Raw genomic sequence first — 26,777 nt, 5'->3', positions numbered from 1 at the left:
GCTTTGAAAGCGTTTCGCCGCTGGCTCGCGGATCGCTACAGCTCGATCGATGCACTGAACACAGCATGGGGCAATGTGTTCTGGTCGATGGAGTATAATAGCTTCGATCAGATCGAGTTGCCGAACCAAACCGTGACCGAGCCGAACCCAGCGCATGTCTTGGCGTTTCGCAGGTTCAGTTCGGATCAGGTGGTGGTGTTCAACAAAGCCCAGGTCGACGCGCTGCGCCCGCTGACGGATGCACCATTGTTGCACAATTATATGGGTCGCGTGCTGGAATTTGATCATTTCGATGTCGGGAATGATCTCGATATCGCCACATGGGACAGCTATCCGATTGGCTTTCTGTCGGATCGTCTGGAAGCGGATGAGGCGCACAAAACCGCGTTTCTGCAGCAGGGCGATCCCGATATGCAGGCCTTTCACCACGACCTCTACCGCGCTGTGGGTCATGGCCGCTGGTGGGTGATGGAGCAACAACCGGGTCCGGTAAATTGGGCCCCATACAACCCAGCCCCCCTGCCCGGTATGGTGCGCCTGTGGTCGCTTGAGGCCGTGGCACACGGAGCCGAAGTTGTTAGCTACTTCCGCTGGCGACAAGCACCGTTCGGTCAGGAACAGATGCATGCTGGCCTGATGACCCCAAATGGCCACGACGCACCCGGATTGGCTGAGGCGCGCCAAACTGCCATTGATCTGGCTACACTGGGCGAGGTCCATCCGGCACGCGCGCCTGTAGCGATTGTGTTCGACTATGCGTCGGACTGGGCATGGTCCACGCAGCCTCAGGGTGCCGGATTCGACTATTTCAAGTTGGTGTTCTCAGCCTACCGCGCATTGCGACGAGCCGGATTGTCAGTGGACTTTCTTTCTCCGTCTATGGTCGGCGAAAAGCACTACAACCTGATCCTCGCACCGGGCGTAGCCGTGCTGGGCGATCTGGAACAGCGGCTGATACAGGGTTGTGATCTGGCCATTCTGGGTCCGCGTAGCGGAGCAATCACGGAAGACTTTCAAATCCCTCGCGAAGGGCGTCCCGGCCTTGACTATCTTGATACTCACGTCGACCTGATCGAAACGCTACCACCCAGCGTGGTCCGCACCGTCGACGGGGGTGGCAAGTCGGAACATTGGGTTGAACGTTTGTCGGGTGGAGCCCAGACCCTGCTAACATTCACCGATGGCACGCCAGCCCTGCACGGTGAAGCGGGGCTTTGGTATCTGGCCGGATTCCCGGATGAGGTGCTTTGGGATCGGGTCATTACGATGGCTGCTCAGGACACCAATCTTGTGCTCCACCCAATGCCTGCTGGACTACGACGGCGCGAGACGCAGTCGCATGAGGTATTGATCAATTACAATGCGCATCCGGTTTCGTGGAACGGTCTTCAGATCGAAGGTTGTGATGTCCTGTTTAGGAAACACGGCTCATATCAACGTTAATATAGATACCGCTAACATAACCTGATAGAGGGCATGACGCAGGACATGGCTCCAACAGGTTGCGACAATGAATTACACCCGTTCAGACTTTCCCGATGGCTTCCTATTTGGGGCGAATGCCGCTGCTGAAATGGCCACAGGGTTGGATATGTACCGCACCCCAATCCGTTGGATTGATATCCTGCCAGATGGTCGCACACCTGATACTGATGCGTTGGATCAGTGCGAACAGCGGATCGATCAAATTCTGACTCTGAACCTCCGGCCATGTGTGGTGCTAGATCATTCAGAGGTACCCCCAGCACTGGAAGACATTGGCGGCTGGTGCAATCGAGAAATAGCCGCATATTTCTCGGATTTCGCTGAAACAATCGTGGCGCGGATGGGCGATCGCCTATTCAAGGTCTCAACCTCGTGCCTGATTACAAAAAACCAAGGCAGCCCACGCATCGAAGCGCGCAGTCTGCACCATCAACTGCTTGCTCAAGGCGCTGCTCGTCAAGAAATGCGCAGCTATGGTTTGACCAACCTAGGCGCAGAGCTTGAACCAGTCTTGCTCGCTTCAATTCTGAACGCGAAGTACCCCGAGGTGCTGCTGGACCGAGTGGAGAATTACCTTCCCGACAACTGGTCAGATGATTTAGCGACCATCGCAGAACCGATTGACTGGCTCAGCGTGACAGTAAGTCAGGACGTCGATGTTGACACCGTGCTGAACATAATTCCTGAACACAAAAAGCCATTGCCGGTTTTCATCAATGTGGCTTCGAATGATGCTTCAGACCTGACCTATGGATTGGATGCGATACACATCGCTCTGAAACAGGGCAGCTTGATTCAAGGGGCTTTCTTTGAATGCGAGAGTAGCAGCACAGCCGATGCGCTTCAGCTACTCCTGAATGTTGGCAGCCAGCCTGCGCCATGGGTTCGCCCCAAAGGAGGGCTACACGCGCATTGGAACCTTGTTGCCGATATCGGTGGCACCAATACAAGACTTGGCGTCGTGACTGAGGGGGAACTGACTGATCTTCGCAAGCACCCCACCGGGACCGTCAGCGATCTGCAGGAGGCGCTTCATGAATTATGTGACGAAGTTGGCACCCAACCGCGCGCGGTTGTCGCCGCAGGTGCAGGACCCGTTAAGAATGGCACAATTCGTCTGACCAACGCCAATCTAGATCTCTCTGAGGGCGCTCTGGCCAAAGCCACAGGCGCGCACCACACCTATGTCATAAACGATTTCACAGCAGCTGCTTGGTCAGTTGCCGAAATTACCCAGAATGATGTCGAAGTTCTGCAGGGTGAGGCGTCACCGCCTCTAGGGACGCGCTTGGTCGTCGGGCCGGGGACAGGATTGGGTGTAGGCGCCCTGCTCTACTCCGAGGGTCATTTTCACACTTTGTCTGGCGAGGGGGGCCATATGGGTCTATCGCCGCGCCATCTGGATGAGGTCGAGGTTTTTAACGCCGCACGTCAGATCGTACCAGAGTGTTTCTTCAGTGATACGCTGGCCATCGAAGCCGAGATGTTTCTAAGCGGCACCGGGCTGCCGGTGCTTTATCAGGCGATTGGGATGACTGAAGGTCAGCTCAATGTCGCCATGCGTTCGGCAAAAGACATTCTTCAGGATGCTCAAGATGGCTCTGATGCCTGCGCGGTAAAAGCCGCTCGTATGTTTACTGAACATCTGGGTGCACTTATGGGAGACCTTGCCATCGCCCTGACGCCTACAGGTGGGGTGTTTCTAGTTGGAGGGGTGGCTGAAAAGAACCGTTGGTTGTTCGGTCAGGATTTTCTACGTGCATTTAACGCTGGCGGACGTTTCGATGATTTGCGTAATGCGATGAACTTGTATGTTTCGGAACAAGATGAATTTGGCATTGTTGGCGCTAACAATTTCTGTAAGAATGCGCTCGCACGTTAAACTAACCACGCCTTTTCTGAACAACGAAGGACTGCAGGATGATCCTGTGCTGCGGAGAAGCTCTGATCGACATGATCGCAGAACCAACGGATTCGGGTGCAAAGGGTTTTGTTCCTCACTCCGGCGGAGCCATCTTCAATACCGCGGTCGCGTTGGGGCGCTTGGGTGTCTCGACGGGTCTATTGACAGGTTTGTCAACGGATATGTTCGGGGAACAACTAATAGCCGCCCTACAAATCAGCCACGTCACAACTACACATGCTGTTCGCTCGGATCGTCCAACGACGCTGGCTTTTGTGCAGTTGAAAGACGGGCATGCCACCTACAGTTTTGTTGATGAGAATTCTGCTGGGCGAATGCTGAGGCCAGAAGATATGCCCAATAAACTACCGGGCATCTCGGCATTGTATTTTGGTGGGATCAGCTTGGCCTGCGAACCCTGCGCCGATGCCTACGCTGCCTTGCTTGAACGCCATGGCGCAGAGCGTGCGGTAATGCTGGACCCAAACATTCGTCCGGGATTCATCAAGGATCAGACCCGATACCGGACCCGGCTGAACCACATGATCGCCAAGACTGACATAATTAAGGTATCAGACGAGGATCTTGATTGGATTATCCCCGGTCCCGAAAGCCATGCCGAGAAAGTCCCACTGCTGCTACAAGCCGGTCCTGCTGTCGTGATCGTGACCAAAGGGGGCGACGGTGCATCCGGCTATCTAGCGGATGGAACTGAGGTCTCGGTACCAGTTCAGAAGGTTAAAGTCGTCGATACCGTCGGTGCCGGAGATACATTCAATGCGGGCGTTCTGGCCGCACTAAGTCACGCGGATCAATTAGATAAGTCATCCCTGCGCGCCTTGCCGTCAAACAGTTTACGTGACGCGCTGGAGTTTGGGGCAAAAGTTGCCGCGGTGACCGTTTCGCGCGCCGGCGCAAACCCACCCTGGGCGCAGGACCTCTGATTTTGGACAGACGCCGGAAGTGATGGAAAACATCTTGAGGTCACCCTTCAGCGAATATTATGCTCCTTCAAACGTAGTGAATTTGGCAGTTTGACTGCAACACGGTCAGGTCTTGCCCAAGCAGATAGCTATCTGCGGATCAATTCAATTCCTCTACGGATATCTTGGCGCTAGGTTTGAGGTACACGAGATGAGACAGATTGTGGCCTGCAGGCACGCTGGCGACGCTGAGAACCCGATCGGCTGAAGCGACAGAGCACCAACATGATCCAGCCAAGTATGATTGGTGCGGCCTCACCCGTTAACCAATTGGTCAAGACTCTCTTCAGCCTTGAGATCAGACCATCCAGAAACCGTGCATCGGCGTCCGCCAATATCCCGACACCGATATCGCAATACGCCATGAAGTGCTTGCCACATTTTACTCCCCTGAGAGCGCGCAGCTAGATCCTCACGCTATCTAACATCGGACTTTCTTTGGATATGGAAACAAAGAAGTGCCTTGCTGCCAACCAACACAAGGCAAGAGACCAGCTTCAAATAAAGAGCTGCCCCCAATATTATTCGGAGGCAGCTTAGTTGTTAATTCAGCAAAAGCTGACTTCGGTGATGAAGGTCAGCTCCGGCCTTTCCACGGAACCAGCCAGTTTTCAGCCTTGCGCATCAGGATATCGATGCCATAGCCGATGATGCCGATAAGCACGATGCCCATGATGACAATATCCGTCAGCTGGAATTTCGAGGCCGCGATGATCATCATACCAGCCCCTTTCTGTGCCGCGACAAGTTCGGCCGCCACAACAGTACCCCAGCATACACCCATGGCGACGCGTGCGCCGGTGAATATCTCGGGCAACGAGTTGGGTACAATCACATGGCGCATGATCTGCCACTTCGACGCCCCCAGCGAGTATGCCGCGTGGATTTTTGAGATGTTCACACCAGACACACCTGCACGTGCAGCAATAGTCATGATCCAAAGCGCAGCTAGGAACAGCAGGACGATCTTGCCGGTCTCCCAGATGCCAAACCAGATGATGACCAACGGGATCAGCGCCAATGGCGGAACCGGACGCATGAACTCTACGATTGGGTCAAACCAGCCCCGGAACCAGCCAGACAATCCCATGGCGTATCCGAGCGGAATGCCGATGAGCGCCCCGGCGACAAAGCCCGCGATAACCCGCAACAACGACCAACCAAGATGCTGCCAAAGCGAGAAGTTCTGATAGCCTTCGCTGGCGATCTCGAAGAAGCGCGCGACAACGGTCTCGGGTGCCGGCAACCAGATCGGGTTCATCTGCATACCCTGCGCCGGAGTGAAGCTGATCGCGCCTTTTCCGGTCAGTGATACTGTGCCGTCGCCCACGCTAACAGAACCATCCTCACCAATCGCCGTGCCATTGATGGCGATGATCTTCGCGCCATCTTTACGCTTCACCTCATCATTTTTGTCGAACAAGATGGTCGAGGAACGACCGCTGGGCGCGACAAAGGCGACATCCTTGGCAAAGCCGTCACCAGGCTCAACTTCAAAGCCCTCCGCCTCCTCTCCAAAAGGGGGAACCTTTACATAGATCGTGGCATCATCTGTGTTGCCGTTTGCGTCCTCGACTGTGTACGTAAACTGCAAATCCCCGACAAAGGGGCCAGGGACATGGATAGGCAGCAATTTTGAACCGGTAAACGCGGCCCAAATCACAAAGATCACAAGGATCGATATAATCGACGCTGCCCGGTCTGCGCGTACAGCACTTTCATCGCCAAACGTCACAGTTTTGAGGCTCGTAAAGTCCTGACGGCTTTGCAAACCCCTGCGCAGCAGATGCACGATCAGAAATGCGCCGCCGAACAGGCCGATATAAAAAAGAAGTACCATCATGATGCTTGCTCCGTCCGGCCCATGATTTCCTCTTCCATTTCCCAAATCATCGAAAGGATTTCGTCGCGCGTTTCCGCAAAGCCCTCGGACTTTTTCACGTCACGAAGATCAGCGTTCACACCTCGTTCGGCAAATGGTAGATTATATTCCTTGTGAATTCGTCCAGGGCGCGGGGCCATAACGATCAGCCGCTCACCCAACAACAGGGCTTCTTCCACCGAGTGGGTGATCAGAATGATTGTCTTACCAGTTTCTTTCCATAGCTTCAGAACCAGGCCCTGCATTTTTTCACGTGTCAACGCGTCCAAAGCACCAAGCGGTTCATCCATCAGGATCACATCGGGCTCGTTTGCCAGGCATCGCGCCAGTGCGACACGCTGCTGCATACCCCCAGACAATTCGTAAACAGCCTTTTCTTTGAAATCCTGTAGGCCCACGACCTCAAGCAAATGATCCGATATCTTGTCTCGTTCCGCTTTTGGCATGCCCTTCATACGTGGACCGAAATCCACATTCTCGCGCACGTTCATCCACTCGAATAGGGCGCCTTTTTGAAAAACCATTCCGCGTTCCGCATCCGGACCTTTGACCAAATGCCCATTCAGCTCAATGCGCCCTGAGGTCGGCGCAAGAAAGCCCGCAACAATGTTCAGCAAAGTTGTCTTGCCGCATCCTGATGGGCCAAGAACCGAGACCAGTTCACCTTCTTTCAGACTAAGCGATACGTCCTGGAGCGCCTGCACTGAAGTACCGTTAGGCAAGTCAAAACGCATGGACAGGTCTACGATGTCCAATTCAGGCATTCTGTTTCCTTCCTGCTGTTGCATCTGGGGACCGGCCCGCAACCGGACCAGTCCCCAGCGATCTGCATTATTTTAGTTGTCGAATGTTCGTCCCGATCTCAGTTTGAGGCTGAGCTCAGCGGATCTGCATTCACAGCACCTTCATAGGAATCCAGCGCGGAATCGATGCTACCCGCTGATACAAAGACGTTTGCGACGCCCTTCATAAAGTCTTGAGCACCACCACCTAGCCATTTGTCCGACAATTGCTCTTCGGCTGTCGGGAAACTGAATGTAGCGATCGTTGCTGCAGCATCGCTTGGATCCATACCTGCATCCTTGGCGATGACTGCCAACATATCATCCTTGTTGTCCCCAGCGGCCCATTGCGCATTGGCGTCTGCGGTCACTTTGAGAAACTTCGAGAGTAGTTCCGGTTCTTCTTCGATGAAGGAAGACGGAGCACTGGTCACATCGAAAACAAGAATGCCAAGCTCTTCCTTCTCAGCACCAGTCAGCAAGATATTGCCGTGCTCGGTCATGCGCCGCAGCGCACCACCCCAGCCGCACACCATGTCCAGGTTGCCTTGAGCAAAGGCGGCTGCCCCATCGGCAGGAGCCATATCGACAATTTCCAGCGAGCTTAGATCGACGCCAAAATGGTCCATCTGTGACAAGAAGCCATAATGCGCGGCGGTCCCAATCGGAACGCCAACCTTCTTGCCATTCAGCTCACCTGCATTTGTCTTGTCGATTTCAAGCGCTTCAGCGACGACACAATTGTCATTGTCCGAATAGCTTACCGCGACATCCACGGCCTGCAGATCCTGACCGGCAGACGTGGCTACGACAAAAGGCGGTACACCCTGGCTGACCGCGATCTGAACGTCGCCTGAAGCCATGGCGGCAGACATTGCAGTGCCCGTGTCGAAGGACACCCAATTGATCTTAACCCCCATCTCGTCTTCATAGGTCCCGTTTGCTTTCGCATACTGGAACGGCATCGGCCATTCCAAAAAGTACGCAACCGTTATTTCATCAAGCGCTGCGGCTTGTGAGGCGGTTACAGCGGCAATCCCGGCATAGGCCGTTGTAAGCAGATATTTTTTGATCATTTCGATTATTTTCTCCCTGCTGGTTCCGTCAGTTCGACCATTTCCGATGGTCGACTACGGATCAGTAAGAGAAACCATAGTCGGTAAGGCTCAATTTCGTAAATCAAAAAACATGTTGCGAAAAAACCGTAACTTTGTTTCGCTTTTGATAAATAGTTCTTTGGAAGGGCCTGCAGTGACCAAAAAATCACTTAGCCTCAGATGGCTTGAAATCTTTCAACTGGTCTCGAAATTGGGGTCGATCCAAAAGGTGTCTGTTGAAACCGGTTTGTCAATCAGCACGGTTTCAAATCATCTGCGCAGCCTTGAACGGGCTCTGGACGTGGAACTAGTGGATCACAGCCGCCGACCAATGGGATTAACGCCTGCTGGCACAGTGTTCTCCCGACATGTCCACGAAGGCCTGATGGCTCTGAAACGTGGAGAGGCTGAGCTGCGCTCGGGCAGCTGGCAGCATGCAACAGATTTGCGTTTGGGTTTGATAGATGATTTCGACAGCCGTGTTGCGCCCGATTTGTTTACTCTTCTTTCGGCTCGGCTGCCGCGATGCAGCTTTCGCCACTTTACGCGCCAAAGCCACGAGATCATCGACAAGCTTCAATCGCAGGGTTTGGATGCTGGAGTCGCAACTCGACCTTCCTACCATGTCGAGGGGCTGAAAGAGTTTCCTCTTCTTCGTGATCCCTTCATCGTAATAATTCCACCCGCCTTCGACGGTCCGGTTGAAGACCTTGCAAACCCGGATAGTACTCTGCCGTTTCTGCGATACTCGCGGGATCTCGCCATCGGCAAGCTTATTGAGATGCAGCTTACGCGCAGCAAGATAATTTTACCCAACCGCTTCGAACTTGAGTGCAATCAATCCATTATCGGGTTGGTCGCAGGAGGCAGTGGTTGGACCATCACAACCGCCGCCAGCTACTATCGTGCGCGTCGCTTCCACAAGAACACGCGGGCGATGCCTTTTCCCGGCAAAAGTTTTGCCCGCACCGTGTCGTTATTTACAACGGATGTATATCCGTCATCGACGACCCAGTTGATCCACAACGTATTGCAAAAGCTGATCCGTCAACACGTCACCGAACCTATGATATCGCGGTTCCAGTGGTTGGAAGATGATTTCCGAACAATCCCCACTCCGGCCGAATTGTAAACGCCTCGTCATACGAGCTTAGCCGACGGATGTTACTGCACGGCAGACGTTGGAGCCGTCATGTACCCGCTAGGTTTCAGCCTCTTGCTCACGGGGGGGCAATTCTTCGATCAACCTTGTCTCAAGCAACTGACCGCTGGAGTAGAGGATCGGCGTCGAAATAGCGGCGATATGACTATTGAATTCACGAAGCGCTCGCAAAGTCTCGAGATGCACATCGCTGGTTTCGAAGCTTTCTGCCATGCCATTTTGCAAACGGCGGAAATGACGTTTTCTGCTGTCACGTTCGGCACGCTTGATCTCAGTCTTTTCCAAGTTCAGAAGCCGTGCACTTTCCAGATCTTCCGAAATAATGACGTTTGTCGCCAGTTTCAGATTGGCCAGTATTTTCTCGTGCATCTGTTGCACTTCCGACCATCCCTCTGGCGAAAACTGTTTTCCTGTTTCCCGCAATTCACCGGCCAGCACCGTCAGGCGCTTTGCCACCACGTCGCCTGCCGTTTCCAACCGGACTGCATATTCCAGCATATCGCGGGCTGCATCAGAGTTTTTCGAATCCATCTTGTCCGCAGGCAATGCTGCGACAAATGCCCGGATATCTGTCAAGCATTGGTTAACATCCTGATCTATAGCCTGAATTGCCTTGATCCGCTCGGGTTCACCAGATCGGTAGAGCCCCAGCAAGGGGCTGAACATCAACTGCACAAGATCAGCCATTCGAACCAGCTCGCGTTTGAGGGCCGAGATCGCCAGGGTTGGAGACCCCGCCACTTGTGGATCAAGGGCGCTTGCGGGCCGAGCGAGCGGGTTGGCTTCTACGACTGGTTTTTCATCCGGTAGCAGCCGCATGAACGGAGCCTGCAACATTCCGCAGAAGGGTAAAGACAAGATCAGGAGCGAAGCATTGAACGCCAAATGCGCATTGACCAGCATCTGTCCCTGATAGTCGCTGCCGATCATCCCAGCGCGCAAAGCCAAGTTCGCGGCAAACAGGCATAGCACGGCCCAGACCCCGCGAAGCGCAAGATTTGCGTAAGGAATGCGCCGGGCACGTATATCCATCCCACGCGTCAACCAAACTGGTATGAGCGCGCTGCCCAAATTTGCGCCTAGCACCAATGACAATCCGGCAGAAAACGGCAATGCACCTATCTGGACGAGCGTGACGCACATCAAAATGGCCGCAACTGAACTGTGCATGACAAAGGCCAGCGCACCTCCGACAATGAATGCAGTCACATAATCGCGCACGAGATAGTCAGCAATTGCAGGTAAGAACGCGCTGTCCCGGATCGGGTCCATTGCTTCACGCAAAAACCGCAGAGAAATCAAAATAAAGGCGACACCCATCAGAATTCGACCGATCTGACGTGGCCGCTTTCGTTCGGTTTTGACAAATAACCAACCACCGATGGCCAATAGTAGCGGTACGAGCCAGTCAAGACGGAATGACAGTATCTGAATCACAAGGGCGGAACCAAGGTCACCTCCCAAAACAATTGCCAGACCCGCCGGAAAAGCCAGATATCCGCCCGCCGCGAACCCTGAGGCCAACAGCGCCACAGCAGCCGAGCTCTGTAGAACAACTGCCAAAAGCATCCCCGTCAGGCTGGAACCCATCATGCTGTTGTTTCGTGTCAGCACACGCTGGAACGAGGCGCCGTAACTCCGCTCGATCCCTGTTCGGACCATTCGAACCGCAAACAGCAAGAGCATTGTGGCTCCGGCCAGTTGAGTAAGAAATACTAGTATTGCCATGCGGTGCGGTCTTTCTGCTGCATCGGCCTGTTTAACGTCCAAATTCTATGAAATTCAAGCACAAACGAGGCAAACAATGGTGGCGATACGACATCTAGCGACTGGCGTCGAAGTACAAATGTATTTGGCAGGGCAGACCAATTGCAAGTCGCATTGCAGATTTTCAAATCAGCGTTTGGTATTTGAGAAACGGGTGCCAGATTTCGATAATTTGATATCAATGTTCGCATGAGCCGCTTAACTATTCGCAGGTATGCCTGTATCTATAGGATTTAAAATGCCGCGCCAATCTGCCCCCAAAGATCTTAGTCTCAAATGGTTGGAACTGTTTCAGATTTGCGCTCAAAAAGGATCGATGCAAGCAGCGGCGAAAGAAACAGGTCTTACTGTCAGCACAGTGTCGCACCATCTGCGTAATCTCGAAGACCATCTGGGGGTTGAACTGTTCAATCACTCGCGCAGACCAATGGTTCTGACCCCAAAAGGAAAGGCTTTTCTACGAAACATTGACGATGCATTACAGTTGATCCGGATTGCAAAGGCTGAGGCGTCGGCAGGAAGCGTATCCGAAGCCAGCCATCTTCGATTGGGGACCATCGAAGATTTTGACAGCGACATTATACCGGAACTGGCCGTTTACCTGTCATCGAGCATGCCTGCCTGCAATTTCATGTATCACACAGATTCCAGCCATTCGATTATCGAGATGTTGCGAGATCGACAGTTGGACCTGGGAATATCCACCACACCCAGCGAAAGGTTACGTGATCTGCAAGATCGTCCGCTTCTAAGTGATCCATTTGTCATCATATTGCCCAGGGCCAACGAGGCGCCTTTGAGCGATATTGTCAAAGGCCGCACTAAACTTCCGTTCCTGAGGTTTTCCAGCAACCTTTACATCGCGCGTCAGATAGAAGCTCAACTACGGCGGATAGGGATATCAGCCTCTCACAGATTTGAATGCAGCAATAACCAGACGCTGATGTCGATGGTGTCAGCCGGTGCTGGTTGGACCATTACAACCCCACTGCTGTATTCGCGGGCGAAACGGTTTCAAGCCGACCTGCGTATGCACCCGTTTCCAGGTAAAAGCTTTGCGCGCACTCTGGCGCTGGTCACGACGCCAGATTGCTCCAGATCCGTTGTTGTATTGGTGGAAGATAAAACACGATCACTGATCAGCAACCGTATCATCGCTCCGCTGTGCGCAGAGATCCCTTGGCTGGCAGACAGTTTCAAATTGATTGAATAAAACCGACCCAAGCTCTTCAGAGATATTAGTTTGTTCCCGGATATGCCCATCCTGATCGACGGATCGGCAAGCGGTGAGAATGGCCTGCAAATCTCTTACGCCCCTGGGTGCCCGCATTCGGGCCTTTAATGTTCCGTTCTCTGCCCATGCCATGGATCGCCCCGGTCTGCGAGCGAACGAAAGAGGCGATCTCGCCCCTTGGCGGTGGAAATGCGCTTCATGCCCTGCACCATATCGTTAGTGAAAAAGCCCATGTGATCCTCGGGGTGCAAGAGGTTGAGCGATTCAACATAATGCTGGTCACTTAAGTTGATCACATGCAGTTTATTGCGATATTTTGCTTTTTTATTTCCGATTTTGTGATCAAAAAGGTCGCAGCGCTTGTGATCCACACCGCAGATCGCGCTAATCCCAAAAAAAACTAGCCGGAGGTTGATGCCATGAAATCGCGTACCAAGGTTGTTGTCATTGGCGGCGGTATCGCTGGGTGTTCGACACTGTATCATCTGACCCAAGAGGGTTGGACTGACGTAGTACTGGTTGAACGCAACGAACTAACCAGCGGCACAACCTGGCATTCGGCTGCGCAGGTGACCAATTTTGGCATGAATCAGACTATGGTTGGACTGAAAACGCACTCGATCAATCTGTACAAGGAATTGGCCGAGGATCCAGACTACCCGATCAACTACCATCATGGCGACGGCGGTATCAGGCTAGCCAACACGCCGGAGCAGATGCAGGGGTATCGCCACTTTGCTTCCATGGCGCGCGGAATGGATGTGCATTTTGAGGTCATAGATGCCGAGGAGTGCGCCCACCGCCACCCGCTGATCTCGACTGATAACCTATTGGGTGGGCTGTGGGATCCGCTTGATGGCGACATCGATCCGGCTCAGCTGTGCCAAGCTCTGGCACGCCGTGCGCGCAAAGCCGGGGCCGAGGTTTATCGCAACACTCCGGTCACCGGGCTGACGCAGCACAAGGACGATACGTGGACGGTGCACACCCAACACGGCGATATTGATTGCGATATAGTGGTTAACGCTTGCGGCTATCGGGTCAACGAAGTGGGCGCGATGATGGGTGTACACCACCCCGTTGCCTCGATGGAGCATCAGTATTTCCTGACAGAAGAGATCGCAGCGATCCGCGACGCAGGTCATCGCATGCCCCTGCTCCGCTGTCCGATCAGTGACTATTATTGCCGTCAGGAAAAGAACGGTTTGCTGGTCGGCTTCTATGAGCAGGATTGCAAAACCTGGGGCATGGACGGGATCGATCCGAATTTTGTCAACGCGTTGTGCCCTGACGATCTGGACCGCGTGACGGATGTCCTGGAAGGTGCGTTTGCCCGGATGCCCGCACTGATGGAGGTCGGCATCCACACCGTGGTGAATGGTCCGATCACCTACACGATTGATGGTGCGCCATTGGTCGGGCCAATCCCCGGCAAGCGCAACGCTTTCTGCATCATCGGCCTGCGTGCAGGTCTGGGCGAAGGGGGTGGCCATGGCTCGCTGCTGGCCCAACAGATCGTTCATGGCGAGGCCTGTTATGACACGTGGTGCCTTGATCCGCGCCGGTTTTCCGGCCACACCAATGTGGAGCTGACCGCGTTGAAAGCAATCGAGGACTACCAAAATGAATTCCGCTTTCATTTTCCTCACGAACACCGGCCTGCCGGCCGCCCTGCCAAAACCACGCCGCTAACCCCGATCTTCGCAGCAGAAGGGGCCGAATTTACAGTGGTCAACGGCTGGGAGCGGGTCGACTACATCAAGCCTGCCTCTGACTTTCACCCAACACTGAGTTTCAGTTTTGATGAGACGTTTGACGTCGTCGCAAGGGAAATCAAAAACCTTCAGGAAAATGTCGGACTGGCCGAAGTTAACGGATTCAACCGTCTGGAAATCACCGGAACCGATCGGCATGAGTTTCTGGATCGGATGATGTGCGGCACGGTGACGAAACGCGACGGGCGGGTCGGCCTTGGCTATCTGCTGAATCACCACGGGATGATCAAAGCCGAGGCCACAATCGCCAACCTGCCCGCCAGCGATCGCGGCCCGGCGCGGGTTTGGTACGGGTCCGCCGCCGCCAGCGAATATCACGATATGGACTGGCTGCAGGCGCATCTGCATGATGGCGAAGACGTGCAAATCCGCTCGCTCACCAATGATCAGACCATTCTGGTGCTAGCCGGACCCAAATCGCGCGACGTGTTGTCCGCTTGTGCACGAGGAGATTGGTCACGAGAAGCCTTCCCCTGGCTGTCTGTTCGAGAGTGCTTTGTCGGGTTCGCACCAGCAACCGTGTTGAATATCAGTTTCTCAGGGGAATTGGCCTACGAGATACATGTCCCGAACGCCTCGCTATATGCGGCCTATCTGGCGCTCAGAAAAGCAGGTGAGACACATGGCATGAAACTCTTTGGTGCTCGCGCCGTCGAGTCCATGCGGATGGAGAAAGGGTTCTTGCACTGGAAAGCTGATCTGCTGACAGAATTTGATCCGTTCGAGACGGGTTTGGATCGGTTCGTAAAACTGACCAAATGCGATTTCATTGGCCGAAACGCGTTGCAGGGACGCCTTGAGAACGGTCCGCAAAAGAAACTGGTAAGCCTGAAAATCGAAACAACCATCGCACCTGCACATGGTGGCGCTTCGCTGATGTTGGACGGCGTGGTTGTTGGTACCATCACGTCAGGTGACTGGGGCCACCGAACAGGGTTAAACCTTGCTTACGGCTTTTTGAATCCAGAATTTTCCGAACCCGGCAGCCGAATGCAGCTTGACCTGTGCGGAGAAATGATCGGTGCCGAGGTGATTGCACCTTCCCTCTATGACCCAGACCTCTCACGCGTGCGAAGCTGATCCGGAAGCTACCCGCCGTTCCGATAGGTAGTTGGTGTCTGCCCGAATTGAGCCCGGAACGCACGCGTCATGGCACTGGGGTTTTCATACCCGCAGCGGCTGGCGATTTCGGCCACGGATTGCTGGGTCTCTACCGCAAGTTTGCGCGCCAGATTCAGACGCAAGCGACGATAGAGCGCCTGCGGTGTTACGCCCAGCTCGGCCAAAACCCGGGTTTCAATCTTCTTCTGAGAACACCCAAGCTGGCGCGCGATATCCTTTATCAATACCGGCGCATCCAATGTGCCCTGCATGACGCCCAGCACCCGATTCACAAGCCTGTCTTCGGATTTCATCTGTGGTGAAGCAGCGCTAGGTTCACCGCGGTTCATCAGAAGATGCGCCACCTCCATCGACAACAGCGGCCCGTGATCCGCAAGGATCAACGCCGTGGCCAGATCATACGCAGCCATAGCGCCGGAACAGGTGATCCGGTTGCGGTCGATCACAAAGCGCTCTTGCAGGGCATCGACGTCTGGAAACGCCTCTTCGAACCGCGATAATTCATCCCAGTGAATGGTTGCGCGATACCCGTCCAACAGTCCTGCATCTGCAAGCAACCAACTTCCGGTATCCAGGCCAGCCAGCCGAGAATGTCGACTTGCCGCACGACGCAAAGCGCGCAACGTTTCGGAAACGGAATGCTCCAGATATCCATATGACGGCATGACGATCAGAGCATCGCCCATTGCAGCCCCGATGGCACCGTGAGGTGCCACCTGTAACCCACTGGAACTTTCCACAGGTGCACCGTCAGGCGAATAGAATTGCCAGGCATAGAGATGCTGCCCCGCCAAAGTGTTCGCGGCGCGCAGCGGCTCAACCATGTTGGCAAGGCACAGGTTCGAGAAACCATCGAACAGCAAAAAGTTGTAGGTCTGAGTCAATTTTTTCTAACTCTGCATGATGAACTACGATTAGTGCATGTCATGGGCCCAGACAATGCCGTTTCATTCCCAATCAGGCATCAGGGGAACCGCGTTATGCAATTTGGCTTATCCGAAGAACAGGACATGATCGTCTCGACCGTGCGCAGTTTTGTCGAGAATGAGATCTATCCGCATGAGGCCGAGGTCGAACGGACCGGCCAAGTCCCGCCCGAATTGGGCGAACAGATCAAGCAGAAGTGCATCGATCTGGGATTTTATGCCTGCAACTTCCCTGAAGAAGTGGGCGGTGCAGGTCTGTCGCATCTCGACTTCACTCTGGTTGAGCGCGAACTGGGTCGCGGGTCCATGGCATTGACCCATTTCTTCGGTCGCCCGCAGAACATTCTGATGGCGTGTAATGACGAGCAGCGTGAACGCTATCTGTTGCCCGCTGTACGCGGTGAAAAAATGGACGCGCTGGCGATGACCGAACCCGATGCGGGTTCGGATGTCCGAGGTATGAAATGCCAGGCGGTACGCGATGGCGGCGACTGGGTCGTAAACGGTTCGAAACACTTCATATCAGGCGCAGAACACGCGGATTTCTTCATCGTGTTCATCGCAACAGGTGTGGATGAAACCCCGAAAGGCCCCAAAAAGCGTATCACGACATTCCTTGTGGATCGGGGTACGCCGGGTTTTGAGGTGCGCGAGGGGTACAATTCGGTAAGCCACAAGGGCTACAAGAATTATATCCTGTACTTCGACAGTTGCCGCCTGCCAGACGCACAGGTTTTAGGTGAGGTTGATGGCGGTTTCGCCGTGATGAACGAATGGCTTTACGCGACGCGCCTGACGGTCGCTGCCTTCTCAGTCGGACGGGCGCGGCGCTGTTTTGATTACGCGCTGAATTACGCCGCTGAACGCAAGCAGTTTGGCCAACCAATCGGCAAGTTTCAGGGTGTTAGCTTTCAGATCGCCGATATGATCACCGAGATCGACGCCGCCGATTGGCTGACACTCTCGGCCGCATGGCGACTGGATCAGGACTTGCCTTCAAACCGCGAGATTGCGTCGGCCAAAGTCTACGCCTCGGAAATGCTGGCGCGGGTGACGGATACCACGCTGCAGATCTATGGCGGGATGGGGCTGATGGACGATTTCCCGATCGAACGGTTCTGGAGGGATGCGCGGGTCGAACGTATCTGGGACGGCACAAGCGAAATTCAACGCCACATCATCAGCCGCGATCTGCTACGGCCACTGGGTGCCTGAGGCGTAGATGAGCAAGGATATCTCTCGCCTTCTGCGCCCGAAATCCATAGCGGTCATCGGAGGTGGTGCGTGGTGCCAGCAGGTTATCCAGCAATCCCAACTCATGGGGTATGCCGGGGACATCTGGCCCATCCACCCCAAGGTGGCTGAACTCGCGGGGTACAAAGCCTGCGCGCGGCTTGAGGACCTGCCCTCCGCCCCGGATGCCGCCTTTGTGGGCATCAATCGACACGCCACGATTGAGGCGGTACAGATTTTGTCCGAAATGGGCAGCGGTGGTGCAGTTTGCTTTGCATCCGGATTCTCGGAAGCTGTGGCCGAGGATGATACGGGTGGAGACTTGCAATCAGAGTTGATCAAAGTGGCTGGTTCCATGCCCATTCTGGGGCCAAACTGTTATGGCTTTATCAACGCGTTGGACGGGGCGCTGTTATGGCCTGACCAACATGGAGCAGTTCCCGTTGAGCGCGGCGTCGCCATTCTGACCCAAAGCTCAAACATCTCGATCAACCTGACCATGCAGCGCCGTGCCTTGCCCATTGCCTACATGGTGACCTGTGGAAACATGGCACAAACCAGCCAGGCAGAGATCGCCGCAGCGCTGATCGATGACCCGCGGGTCACTGCAGTAGGTCTGCATATCGAAGGCTTCAAGGATGTCCGCGAATGGGAAGCCCTTGCCGCCAAGGCTTTTGAGAAAAGCGTTCCCCTGATCGCGCTGAAGGTTGGTGCGTCTGAACAGGCGCAGGCAGCGACTGTGTCACATACCGCTTCACTGGCAGGCAGCGACGCGGGCGCGCAGGCTTTGCTGAACCGGTTGGGCATCCCACGACTACAGTCTCTCCCAGAGTTTTTAGAAACGCTGAAATTGCTGCACTGCTACGGACCGTTAACAGGAGCCAACATTGCATCGATCAGCTGTTCCGGAGGCGAGGCAAGCCTGATCGCGGATATGGCAGTTGGCACAGGCCTCAGCTTTCCCAAACTGAGCGAAGATAAAGAAACCCGATTGCGCGATGCGCTTGGTCCGATGGTCGCGCTGAACAATCCGCTCGACTATCACACCTATGTCTGGCGCGACGAAGCAGCAATGGCGAGCGCCTGGGCCGGGATGACCGGGGACGATATCGATCTGACCATCTCGATCGTCGACTATCCAACCACCGACTTGACGGATTGGGCTTGTGCAACGAACGCGGCACTCAAGGTGCGGGAAGAAACCGGCGCACGATTTGCTGTGGCGGCGACCTTGCCCGAGCTGCTGCCAGAGGATGTCGCGCAAACCTTGATGGCGGGTGAAGTGGTTCCGTTCATGGGCTTAAGTGAAACTCTCGCTGCTACTCGGGCCGCGGGTCAGATCAGTGCGCCTTCGCACGAACCAATCTGCTTGCCAGGCGACCTGGAAGCCAAACGAACTTTGACCGAAGCGGACGCCAAGCAGGCACTTACAGGACATGGCCTGCGTGTGCCCCAGAACCGTTCGGTTCGGAGTGCAGAAGAAGCCCAATGCGCGACGCACGAGATGACCGCACCTTTCGCCGTCAAGGGCGTCGGACTTGCCCATAAGTCCGAACACGCCGCCGTGAGACTGGGAGTTCAGGCCTCTGACGTGCCGAAAGTTGCCGCAGAAATCGGAACCGACGAGATCCTGATCGAAGAGATGATCTCGGGAACCGTGGCTGAACTGCTGGTCGGCGTCGTGCGCGATCCCGCCCATGGGTTTGTTCTGACCCTCGGCGCGGGTGGTGTCCTGACCGAGATCTTGCGTGATACCGCTTCGCTGCTGATACCGACGACGCCCGATGATATTCGTGGCGCGCTCGACGCGCTAAAGATCGCCCCGCTTCTGGCCGGCTATCGCGGCCAACCAGCCGCTGATATGGATGAGATCATTGCCGCTGTTCTGGCCGTTCAGAGCTATGTCGTGCACAATGCCGATACGCTCGGCGAGGTCGAAATCAACCCGCTTCTTTGCACGCCGACCCGCGCGGTTGCAGTGGATGCCCTAATCAGAAAGGCCTGAGATATGGACCCGATCAAGACCCGCCGCGAGGGCGCAATCCTTGAGGTTACTCTGGACCGCCCAAAGGCCAACGCCATCGATCTGGCCACCAGCCGCGTCATGGGGCAGGTCTTTGCTGAGTTTCGCGATGAGCCCGAATTGCGCGTCGCCATTCTGACTGGTGCAGGCGAAAAGTTTTTTTGCCCTGGCTGGGACCTGAAAGCGGCCGCCGACGGCGACGCGGTGGATGGGGATTATGGTGTGGGTGGTTTCGGAGGGCTTCAGGAACTGCGCGACCTCAACAAGCCAGTCATCGCCGCCGTCAATGGAATTGCATGCGGGGGTGGGTTGGAACTTGCGATTTCAGCTGACATGATTCTGGCCGCAGAACACGCTACCTTTGCCTTGCCTGAAATCAGGTCTGGCACCGTCGCGGATGCCGCCAGCGTCAAACTGCCTAAACGCATCCCCTATCACATCGCAATGGAATTGCTTCTGACAGGTCGCTGGTTCGATGCCGAAGAAGGCCACCGCTGGGGATTGGTCAATGAGATTTTGCCTTCCGATCAGCTCATGGATCGCGCTTGGGAGCTTGCGCGCCTGCTCGCCTCGGGTCCACCACTTGTCTATGCAGCGATCAAAGAAGTTGTGCGCGAAGCCGAAGACAGCAAGTTTCAGGATGCGATGAACCGCATCACCAAACGGCAGTTGCGTACGGTAGATGTACTTTACTCCAGTGAAGATCAGCTTGAAGGCGCAAGGGCCTTCGCTGAGAAGCGCGACCCGGTCTGGAAAGGGAAATAACAAACCCATTCGTTTTCTAACTACGTAAATGAATCCGAGAAGAACAGCCCTTGATCACACAGGTCGAGCTAGTTCATCAAAGTCAGCTCAATTTTTGAGTAGATCATACTTTACACGCCTGAAAATCAGGTCACAAATTGCTTTATGCATATATTTGGGATCAACGTGACCTGATGCAGGACAAAAAATCAGAGACTGAACTGGAGATCGGTCGCACTCTGCAAAGACTGCGGCAAGAGCGAAACCTGACCGTCACAGAACTGGCAACTCAGGCAAACCTGTCGACGGCGATGATCAGCAGAATCGAGAACGGCCACGTTTCGCCTTCTCTTGGCACATTGCAGGCTTTGGCCGATGCCTTGTCGGTATCTCTGATGGCGTTGTTTAGCCATTCCGAGCACACGGCAGACGTTCACCATGTTCCCGCAGGCACAGGGTTGCCGTCACGGCGGATTACGCATGACCACGCACATGACTACCTGACACTGGGTAAGCACAGCGGGCCGGGCGGGTCCTTTCAATCCGCGCGCATCCGTATTTCTAAGCAAGACCAAAACACCTTGCCCAAATACCAACACGAGGGACACGTATTCATTTATATGATCGAAGGGCGTGCCCGGTATTTGTGCGGTGCCGAAGAATTTCTGATGGCGACGGGCGACACGCTTAGCTTTGACGCCAAACTACCACACGGAGTACACGAAATCCTATCGGACGAGATCGAGTTCATTACCGTTTCAACCCGGCCACAGTAATGACCATCTGCTGGCGCCACCGTGCCTGAACCCTTGCCTAAGTGACCCGGGAGTGAAAAGACCTAGAGAATGAAAATTACCTTTCGACAGGTCGATGCATTTCGATCCGTGGTATCGACCGGATCTGTAACAGAAGCCGCGACAATGCTGGGCATTTCGCAACCTGCAGTTAGTCGGCTAATCGCAGATCTTGAGGCTGAAGTCGGATTTGCTCTGTTTCAACGCTCAGGAAGGGTCCTGGTTCCAACAGACGAAGCGCGGCTGCTTGTACAGGAAGTGCGCCAAGCCGTCAGCGGTATGGAACATATCAAGCAGGCGGCGACAGCGATCGGCAGTTTTGGACACGCGCGGCTAAGCCTGGTGACCACCCCAGCCTTCGCAACGCAACTGGCCCCTGATCTGATCAGCTTATTCGCATTGGCCTGCCCCGAGGCTATGGCGCGGTTGGAATTTGAGGCCAATGACGATTCAGTGGAATGGCTGGTATCGCAGAGTTTTGATTTTGGGATTACGTCCAGCGTCCCGTCTAACCCATCTTTTAACAGCCTGATGCTGTCGGATGACGATGTATACTGCGTCTTGCCCAAGGGCCACCGGCTAGAAGACAAATCCGTCATTCACGCACGAGATTTGGCGGATGAGAGTTTTATATCCTACATGGGGTCATCCCGCTTCCGGTTCGAGGTCGACCGCTTTTTCGATGCCAAATCGATTTCGCGTAGCCTAAAATATGAAACTCGAACTACGGATGGCGTCTGTCGTCTTGTTGCGCGAGGGCTTGGAGTGTCGATTGTTGGAATGTCCAAAGGCCTTTCCGAAACCGTTCCAGGATGCGCTGTACTGCCGTTTGCTGCACCGCTAAATTTTCAAACAGTGCTTTTCTGGTCCAACAACAGACCACTATCCGCTGTTGCAAATATCTTTCTCGAAATAGCGAAGGACGCGCTTAGCTCCGATTGAGCGCATCCCGAAAGCTTTTTCGCGCCTTTGCGCTGTGAATATAGTCATAGTCACGTGGATAGGATTTGCCCGGCTGAATCTCCATCGAAACAAACTGAGGGCCCGGCGTATTCAGAATATATGGTAACGCGTCTGCAAACAGTTTCAGCTCGCGAAAACCCTGCGACCCGGCATATCCGGCTGAACGCGCAAATCCGACGAAATCTACCCGATCAGCGCCGGGCAGCGGATGCGCACCATTCACCTCATACACCCGGTTGGCCGCCACGAAGTGATACAAATTGGTTACGCCTGAGTTTGCTATCGTGACCAGAGAACCCAGATTCATCAACAGGCTGCCATCACCATCCAAGACAATCACGCGCCTGTCTGGATTTGCCAACGCCAGCCCCAATCCGTGCGAACTGGCCTGACCCATTGCTCCGACCGCTACATAGTTCAGGTCACGAGGATTGAGTTGCAGCCAATCAAAGCAGCTTTGATATACGGCCACAACGATATCCCGTTTATTCACATGGGGTATCAACGCAGCAAGCGCATCATCACGGTCAATGATCATGTTGCCTCCGGGCTCCGTCCAATCAGGAATACATGGGGGCACGACGCGTTGTATGCCTCATCGACGGCTTGCGGAATATGATCAATATCTTCAGGCTCTTCGATCAGCGAGTGCGATATTTCCATCGCATCCAGCACCGGTTGGATAATCCGCACCCCGTAAGAAGCTGATTGGTCGGGTTGCACATCGGGCTCTTTTCCCTGCAATCCGACCATCATGACGATGGGCAACTCATAGTCCATGCCAATTGCCCGAATGGCGTTCAGAGAATCCATCAACCCGGTTTGCTGCATCATCAATAATGCCCGAGTGCCGTTGTATGACATCGCCCCACAGATGCTAACACCCTCATCTTCTTTACAGATGCGGGTCAGGCGAAAATCGGGATCTTTCGAAATCGGCCAAAGTAGGCCGTCACTTGTGACGATATCCGGCAGGGCAACAATTTCCCGAATATCCGATTGCTTTATGCAGGCGATGATGCCAGCCCCCGACGGAAAGGCAATATCCCGAGCACTTGCGGCAGGTTGAAGTGATCCGCCCATTAGCCCGCCCCATTCAAAAATTCAGCAATACCATCTCGCACAGCTTGCAGTTCATGGGGCCGCCCAATGGTTATGCGAATATAATCCTTGTAGGCCGCCGATGCCAAACGCCTTACTGCAATACCATTCCGGCGCAAGAAGAGGTCGACCCCTTCTGCAGATTTCACTGGATCAGGAAAATGGACCAAAAGAAAATTGGTTTGACTTGGGACTATCGTCAAACCCAGCGATTGCATTTCCGACGAAAGCCACTTGCGCCCACGCTGATTGGCATCAAACACAAAGCGTGTGTGCGCCCGATCTTCAAGCGCTCCAATCGCAGCAACCGCCGAAGGTGAAGCAACGGGAAAAGTCAAGGCAATACGACGAATACTATCCAGGATATCCGGAGGGCCAAACACCCATCCTACCCGCGCTCCGGCCAAGCCGTAGATCTTAGAAAATGTCCGGCACATAACAACGTTGCTGGCCTCTTCCACCAGCTTGTGCGCTGGTTCATAGTCTTCGGCGTCGACATATTCTTCGTATGCCGCATCAATCACCAGCAACACGTCCTTGGGCAACGCAGCGTGTAGTCGCCTCACCTCAGATCCGTTCAAATAGGTTCCAGCGGGGTTTTCCGGGTTCGCAAGATATACAATCCGCGTTCGATTGGTCACGGCATCAATCATTCGATCAACCGAGGGCTTGAAGCCGTCATCAGCGACTGAAATTACATCGGCATCATTTGCGTAAACGTAGTTTGGAACTTTTAGATATCCGTTTGCGCTTCGGATCAGCTCGGTGCCCGGCCCCAAATAGGCTCTGGCCAATCGGGCCAGCAAATCATCCGAACCTTGTCCCGTTGTTATCCAAGATTCGTCCAGATCGAAATGCCGCGCGATAGCGGGCGCAAGAACACGATCAGGGTTCTCTAGGTAGCGCTCAATATCGCTCATGGCGGCGCGCGCCGCCGCACGCGCATTGGGACTGGGTCCAAAAACACTTTCGTTGGAATTCAACAGCACGGTCGCAGGTTGCCCGGCTTCTATCGGCGCACCCACCATATGTGGCTTGATGTTTTCGATTCCAGATTTTGCCAGAACTATGGTCATATTGCTTCCTCGAAACGGATCAATCACGCTGCTCAACTCAATATATCACACATAATTATTCATATGCCAATTCACTTGCAAAAATATTATGGTATATGGGAAGCATATTGAACAAAGGACCTGCCATGGCAGAGGCGAAACAAACGCAACCCAGCAGAGTGCATGCAACCATCAATCTGGATTCTCCGGGCAAACAGACCGGGGATTTAATGCTGAAGTGGTCAGACAACACCGTGCCACTGGGATATCACCCCATTGCGATCGTCAGTCTTCGCGGATCTGACGGCCCGACGGTTCTGCTGCTAGGTGGGACTCATGGTGATGAATTCGAAGGCCCCGCTGCAATATTGCGGCTAGCCGAGCGTCTAGGCCCCTCACAGATTGCCGGGCAGATCATCATGATACCAGCCCTTAACGCTCCGGCGGTCGCCAGCTCCTCTCGCGTATCTCCGCTGGACGGGCAGAATCTTAATCGCGCCTTTCCCGGTGACCCCGACGGCGGGCCAACGGCGATGTTGGCGCACTATGTGGAAACAGTGCTGCTGCCACGTGTTGATGCGGTAATCGACCTGCATTCGGGCGGCAAGGCTTCGGTCTTTACACCTTGCGCACTGGCGTCGCGCTGTGCTGACCCCAAGCTGACCAAAGCGAACCTTGATCTGGCCAGCGCGTTCGGATTGCCGCTGATCTGGGTATTGGGCGCACATAATGACAATCGTTCAGTCAACGCAGCAGCAGAGCGCTCAGGTGTTCCTATGATCGCAACCGAGTTAGGCGGTGGCGGCAATATTACACCCGAAATTGTAGATGCCGCTGAAACAGGTTTGATGCGCTGCCTAACCGAACTCGGGCTTCTAGAAGGCAGCTCTGGTATTGGAACACCCCCGCGGCAGGTTGAGATCGCATCCCCGCATGACTCACTCTATGCCCCCGAAAATGGCTTATTCGACCGATATGTTTGTGCTGGGCAAGAAGTTCAGGCGGGTGACTTGGCGGGGCATCTGCGTTTTCCCGATAATCCTGGCCGACCCGCTCTGAAACTAAATTTTCCCAACAGCGGATTTGTGCTCGCGCATGGCAATCGCGGGATGGTGTGTCGCGGCGATCTGCTGGCGCTGGTAGCTCAGAACGCGTCGAAAGGAGACTGAATGCGATCCTACACTCCATTCATTTCAGGCAAGTTCATAGATTGGCAAGGGGACACCATACCCAGTATCAACCCTGCAACCGGACAGGTCTGGAGCCATATCGCCAAGTGCGACACATCCGAGGCAGATGTAGCGATACGAGATGCCGACCTTGCATTCCGCACAAGCCCATGGGCTCAGTTAGATGCATCAGGGCGCGCCGACATGCTTGATGCTATGGCTGATGTGCTTGAGGAGCGTTGGGAAGAACTTGTTGACCCGGAGATTCTGGATAATGGCAAGCGCGTTACCGAGGTACGTGGTCAATTTTCTGGATTGCATACCTGGTATCGTCATTTTGCTGCCGAAGCGCGCAAACTAGCCCCTGTTCCGCAGAGTAATTCCACGCTTGGGGTCACAAGCGAAGGACACTGGTCGCCCTACGGTGTGGTGGTCGCAATTACACCATGGAACTCGCCCCTGATGATCCTGGCATGGAAGCTGGCTCCGGCTCTGGCCGCGGGAAACACGGTTGTGGTCAAACCGTCGGAAATGGCGTCAGCCTCAACCCTGGAATTCGCCCGACTTGTTTGCGAGGCGGGTCTTCCACCGGGTGTGTTGAACGTGGTGACGGGATGGGGCCACGAAGTTGGCGAGGCACTTGTTCGGCATCCGTTGACACGCAAAGTAAGTTTCACCGGCTCAGATATCGGTGGCCGCAAGGTCGCTCAGGCTGCCGCGGGTCAAGTCGTGCCCACAACGCTCGAGCTGGGCGGCAAGTCGCCTCAGGTTGTGTTCGCCGATTGTGATCTGGATTCGACGATCAACGGGGTGATGTCAGGCATTTTCCTGTCAAATGGCCAGACTTGTGTCGCAGGTTCTAGGCTAATTGTCGAAGCCCGGATCAAAGACGCAATGATCTCGCGACTGCTGGAACGATCCCGTTCACTGAAACCAGGCGACCCATTTGACGCGAACACTCAGATTGCACCGCTCGCCAATGAGCCGCATCTGAGAAAGGTTACTGCGATGATCGAACAAGCAAAGGCAGACGGCGCCAATTGCCTGCTGGACGGCACCCAAGCAGTGAAAGGGATTGGCGGCTACTATGTCGGGCCAACGATCTTTGATCAGGTCTCTCCGGACATGCAGATCTGGCGAGAAGAGGTTTTCGGCCCTGTGCTTTCAATCACCACCTTTGAATCCGAGGACGAAGCCATCGCGCTCGCTAATGACAGCGACTATGGACTGTCCGCTGGGGTTTGGACCACGGATGCAGCGAAAGCCGCCCGAGTTGCCGAAGCGATATGTGCGGGCACCGTTTACATCAACCACTACCGCAGCGTTGATCCAGGTAGCCCGATCGGTGGCGTCAAACTGTCGGGATATGGGCGGGAACTGGGGCCGGGCGCAATCACCGATTTCCTGCAGGTCAAGTCAATCTGGACCGGAACAACACCTGTATCCAACCCGTTCCTTTAATTGTGTTGGCCGAAAAATTGGCAGGACGCAGAATTGCGAAGAAATAATTAATTGACATATGGATGGCTCTATTAATAAAAAAATATGATGTATTAGAGAGCGCTAGATTTGCAGAG

At 54.5% G+C, this 26,777-nt stretch carries 22 protein-coding genes; 14 read left to right on the top strand and 8 right to left on the bottom strand.

Annotation, left to right across the window (positions count from 1 at the left end; genetic code table 11):
- The 3 genes from ACRZ91_RS21030 to ACRZ91_RS21020 all read left to right on the top strand — a co-directional run.
- Positions 1-1,443, top strand: a 1,443-nt coding sequence (locus ACRZ91_RS21030) for a beta-galactosidase (RefSeq protein ID WP_480908371.1), incomplete at its 5' end; no start/stop codon positions are given.
- A 67-nt stretch (positions 1,444-1,510) separates the two neighbouring features.
- The gene (locus tag ACRZ91_RS21025) at positions 1,511-3,367 is read left to right on the top strand and encodes a family 1 glycosylhydrolase (RefSeq protein WP_480908369.1); all 1,857 of its coding nucleotides are present in this window, start codon (positions 1,511-1,513) and stop codon (positions 3,365-3,367) included.
- A 38-nt stretch (positions 3,368-3,405) separates the two neighbouring features.
- Entirely contained in the window at positions 3,406-4,332 is a 927-nt protein-coding gene (locus ACRZ91_RS21020; RefSeq protein WP_480908368.1) for a carbohydrate kinase family protein, read from the top strand.
- A 616-nt stretch (positions 4,333-4,948) separates the two neighbouring features.
- Here ACRZ91_RS21020 and ACRZ91_RS21015 read toward each other — a convergent pair.
- From ACRZ91_RS21015 to ACRZ91_RS21005, 3 genes are all read right to left on the bottom strand, one after another.
- On the bottom strand, positions 4,949-6,214 hold the full coding sequence (locus ACRZ91_RS21015; protein ID WP_170544074.1) for an ABC transporter permease subunit: 1,266 nt from the start codon (positions 6,212-6,214) through the stop codon (positions 4,949-4,951).
- A complete protein-coding gene (locus ACRZ91_RS21010) occupies positions 6,211-7,017 on the bottom strand; it encodes a taurine ABC transporter ATP-binding protein (protein ID WP_010441534.1) in 807 nt (268 codons plus the stop codon). Before ACRZ91_RS21010 ends, ACRZ91_RS21015 begins: the two co-directional genes overlap by 4 nt.
- Positions 7,018-7,115: 98 nt before the next feature.
- Positions 7,116-8,111: a taurine ABC transporter substrate-binding protein gene (locus ACRZ91_RS21005; protein WP_010441535.1), complete on the bottom strand. Its 996-nt coding sequence runs from the start codon at positions 8,109-8,111 to the stop codon at positions 7,116-7,118.
- 175 nt (positions 8,112-8,286) lie between these two features.
- Between ACRZ91_RS21005 and ACRZ91_RS21000 the strand changes: the two genes are divergently transcribed.
- A complete protein-coding gene (locus ACRZ91_RS21000) occupies positions 8,287-9,264 on the top strand; it encodes a LysR family transcriptional regulator (RefSeq protein WP_480908365.1) in 978 nt (325 codons plus the stop codon).
- A gap of 69 nt (positions 9,265-9,333) precedes the next feature.
- Here ACRZ91_RS21000 and ACRZ91_RS20995 read toward each other — a convergent pair whose 3' ends face one another.
- Positions 9,334-11,022: a Na/Pi cotransporter family protein gene (locus tag ACRZ91_RS20995; protein ID WP_480908363.1), complete on the bottom strand. Its 1,689-nt coding sequence runs from the start codon at positions 11,020-11,022 to the stop codon at positions 9,334-9,336.
- Between the two features lie 277 nt (positions 11,023-11,299).
- On the opposite strand from ACRZ91_RS20995, the gene ACRZ91_RS20990 reads away from it, so the two are divergent.
- The 3 genes from ACRZ91_RS20990 (at position 11,300) to ACRZ91_RS20980 (ending at position 15,150) form a co-directional block, all read left to right on the top strand.
- The gene (locus tag ACRZ91_RS20990; RefSeq protein ID WP_480908361.1) at positions 11,300-12,274 is read left to right on the top strand and encodes a LysR family transcriptional regulator; all 975 of its coding nucleotides are present in this window, start codon (positions 11,300-11,302) and stop codon (positions 12,272-12,274) included.
- 128 nt (positions 12,275-12,402) lie between these two features.
- Positions 12,403-12,582: a hypothetical protein gene (locus tag ACRZ91_RS20985; RefSeq protein ID WP_480908359.1), complete on the top strand. Its 180-nt coding sequence runs from the start codon at positions 12,403-12,405 to the stop codon at positions 12,580-12,582.
- A gap of 132 nt (positions 12,583-12,714) precedes the next feature.
- Positions 12,715-15,150: a GcvT family protein gene (locus tag ACRZ91_RS20980; RefSeq protein WP_480908357.1), complete on the top strand. Its 2,436-nt coding sequence runs from the start codon at positions 12,715-12,717 to the stop codon at positions 15,148-15,150.
- 8 nt (positions 15,151-15,158) lie between these two features.
- Here the strand turns inward: ACRZ91_RS20980 and ACRZ91_RS20975 are convergent, their stop codons facing one another.
- Entirely contained in the window at positions 15,159-16,076 is a 918-nt protein-coding gene (locus tag ACRZ91_RS20975) for a GlxA family transcriptional regulator (RefSeq protein WP_480908355.1), read from the bottom strand.
- A 96-nt stretch (positions 16,077-16,172) separates the two neighbouring features.
- Between ACRZ91_RS20975 and ACRZ91_RS20970 the strand changes: the two genes are divergently transcribed.
- The 5 genes from ACRZ91_RS20970 (at position 16,173) to ACRZ91_RS20950 (ending at position 21,854) form a co-directional block, all read left to right on the top strand.
- Positions 16,173-17,333 carry an acyl-CoA dehydrogenase family protein gene (locus ACRZ91_RS20970; RefSeq protein WP_480908353.1) on the top strand — a complete coding sequence of 387 codons (1,161 nt, stop codon included), beginning with the start codon at positions 16,173-16,175 and terminating at the stop codon, positions 17,331-17,333.
- A gap of 7 nt (positions 17,334-17,340) precedes the next feature.
- Positions 17,341-19,356 carry an acetate--CoA ligase family protein gene (locus ACRZ91_RS20965; protein ID WP_480908351.1) on the top strand — a complete coding sequence of 672 codons (2,016 nt, stop codon included), beginning with the start codon at positions 17,341-17,343 and terminating at the stop codon, positions 19,354-19,356.
- A 3-nt stretch (positions 19,357-19,359) separates the two neighbouring features.
- Positions 19,360-20,139: a carnitinyl-CoA dehydratase gene (locus ACRZ91_RS20960; protein WP_480908349.1), complete on the top strand. Its 780-nt coding sequence runs from the start codon at positions 19,360-19,362 to the stop codon at positions 20,137-20,139.
- Between the two features lie 173 nt (positions 20,140-20,312).
- Positions 20,313-20,894 carry a helix-turn-helix domain-containing protein gene (locus ACRZ91_RS20955; RefSeq protein WP_029621947.1) on the top strand — a complete coding sequence of 194 codons (582 nt, stop codon included), beginning with the start codon at positions 20,313-20,315 and terminating at the stop codon, positions 20,892-20,894.
- Between the two features lie 69 nt (positions 20,895-20,963).
- The gene (locus tag ACRZ91_RS20950; protein WP_480908347.1) at positions 20,964-21,854 is read left to right on the top strand and encodes a LysR substrate-binding domain-containing protein; all 891 of its coding nucleotides are present in this window, start codon (positions 20,964-20,966) and stop codon (positions 21,852-21,854) included.
- Here ACRZ91_RS20950 and ACRZ91_RS20945 read toward each other — a convergent pair.
- Genes ACRZ91_RS20945 through ACRZ91_RS20935 form a run of 3 tightly spaced genes read right to left on the bottom strand, consistent with a single transcriptional unit; the run spans position 21,841 to position 24,052 of the window.
- Entirely contained in the window at positions 21,841-22,413 is a 573-nt protein-coding gene (locus tag ACRZ91_RS20945) for a thiamine pyrophosphate-dependent enzyme (protein WP_480908345.1), read from the bottom strand. The two genes, ACRZ91_RS20950 and ACRZ91_RS20945, sit on opposite strands and share 14 nt — an antisense overlap.
- Complete coding sequence (locus ACRZ91_RS20940; RefSeq protein ID WP_170544048.1) at positions 22,410-22,958, bottom strand: decarboxylase; 549 nt, start codon at positions 22,956-22,958, stop codon at positions 22,410-22,412. The genes ACRZ91_RS20945 and ACRZ91_RS20940 overlap by 4 nt, the downstream gene beginning before the upstream one ends.
- Complete coding sequence (locus ACRZ91_RS20935; RefSeq protein ID WP_480715800.1) at positions 22,958-24,052, bottom strand: pyridoxal phosphate-dependent aminotransferase; 1,095 nt, start codon at positions 24,050-24,052, stop codon at positions 22,958-22,960. The genes ACRZ91_RS20940 and ACRZ91_RS20935 overlap by 1 nt, the downstream gene beginning before the upstream one ends.
- Positions 24,053-24,177: 125 nt before the next feature.
- Between ACRZ91_RS20935 and ACRZ91_RS20930 the strand changes: the two genes are divergently transcribed.
- Both ACRZ91_RS20930 and ACRZ91_RS20925 read left to right on the top strand, forming a co-directional pair.
- Positions 24,178-25,200, top strand: coding sequence for a succinylglutamate desuccinylase/aspartoacylase family protein (locus ACRZ91_RS20930; protein WP_480908342.1), 1,023 nt, complete (start codon positions 24,178-24,180; stop codon positions 25,198-25,200).
- Positions 25,201-26,661: an aldehyde dehydrogenase family protein gene (locus tag ACRZ91_RS20925; RefSeq protein WP_480908340.1), complete on the top strand. Its 1,461-nt coding sequence runs from the start codon at positions 25,201-25,203 to the stop codon at positions 26,659-26,661.
- The last annotated feature ends 116 nt before the right edge of the window (positions 26,662-26,777 follow it).

It is taken from the genome of Ruegeria sp. O11, from assembly GCF_056535285.1.
The sequence above is the reverse complement of the archived record's forward strand: the minus strand, read 5'-3'. Positions and strand labels throughout refer to the sequence as shown.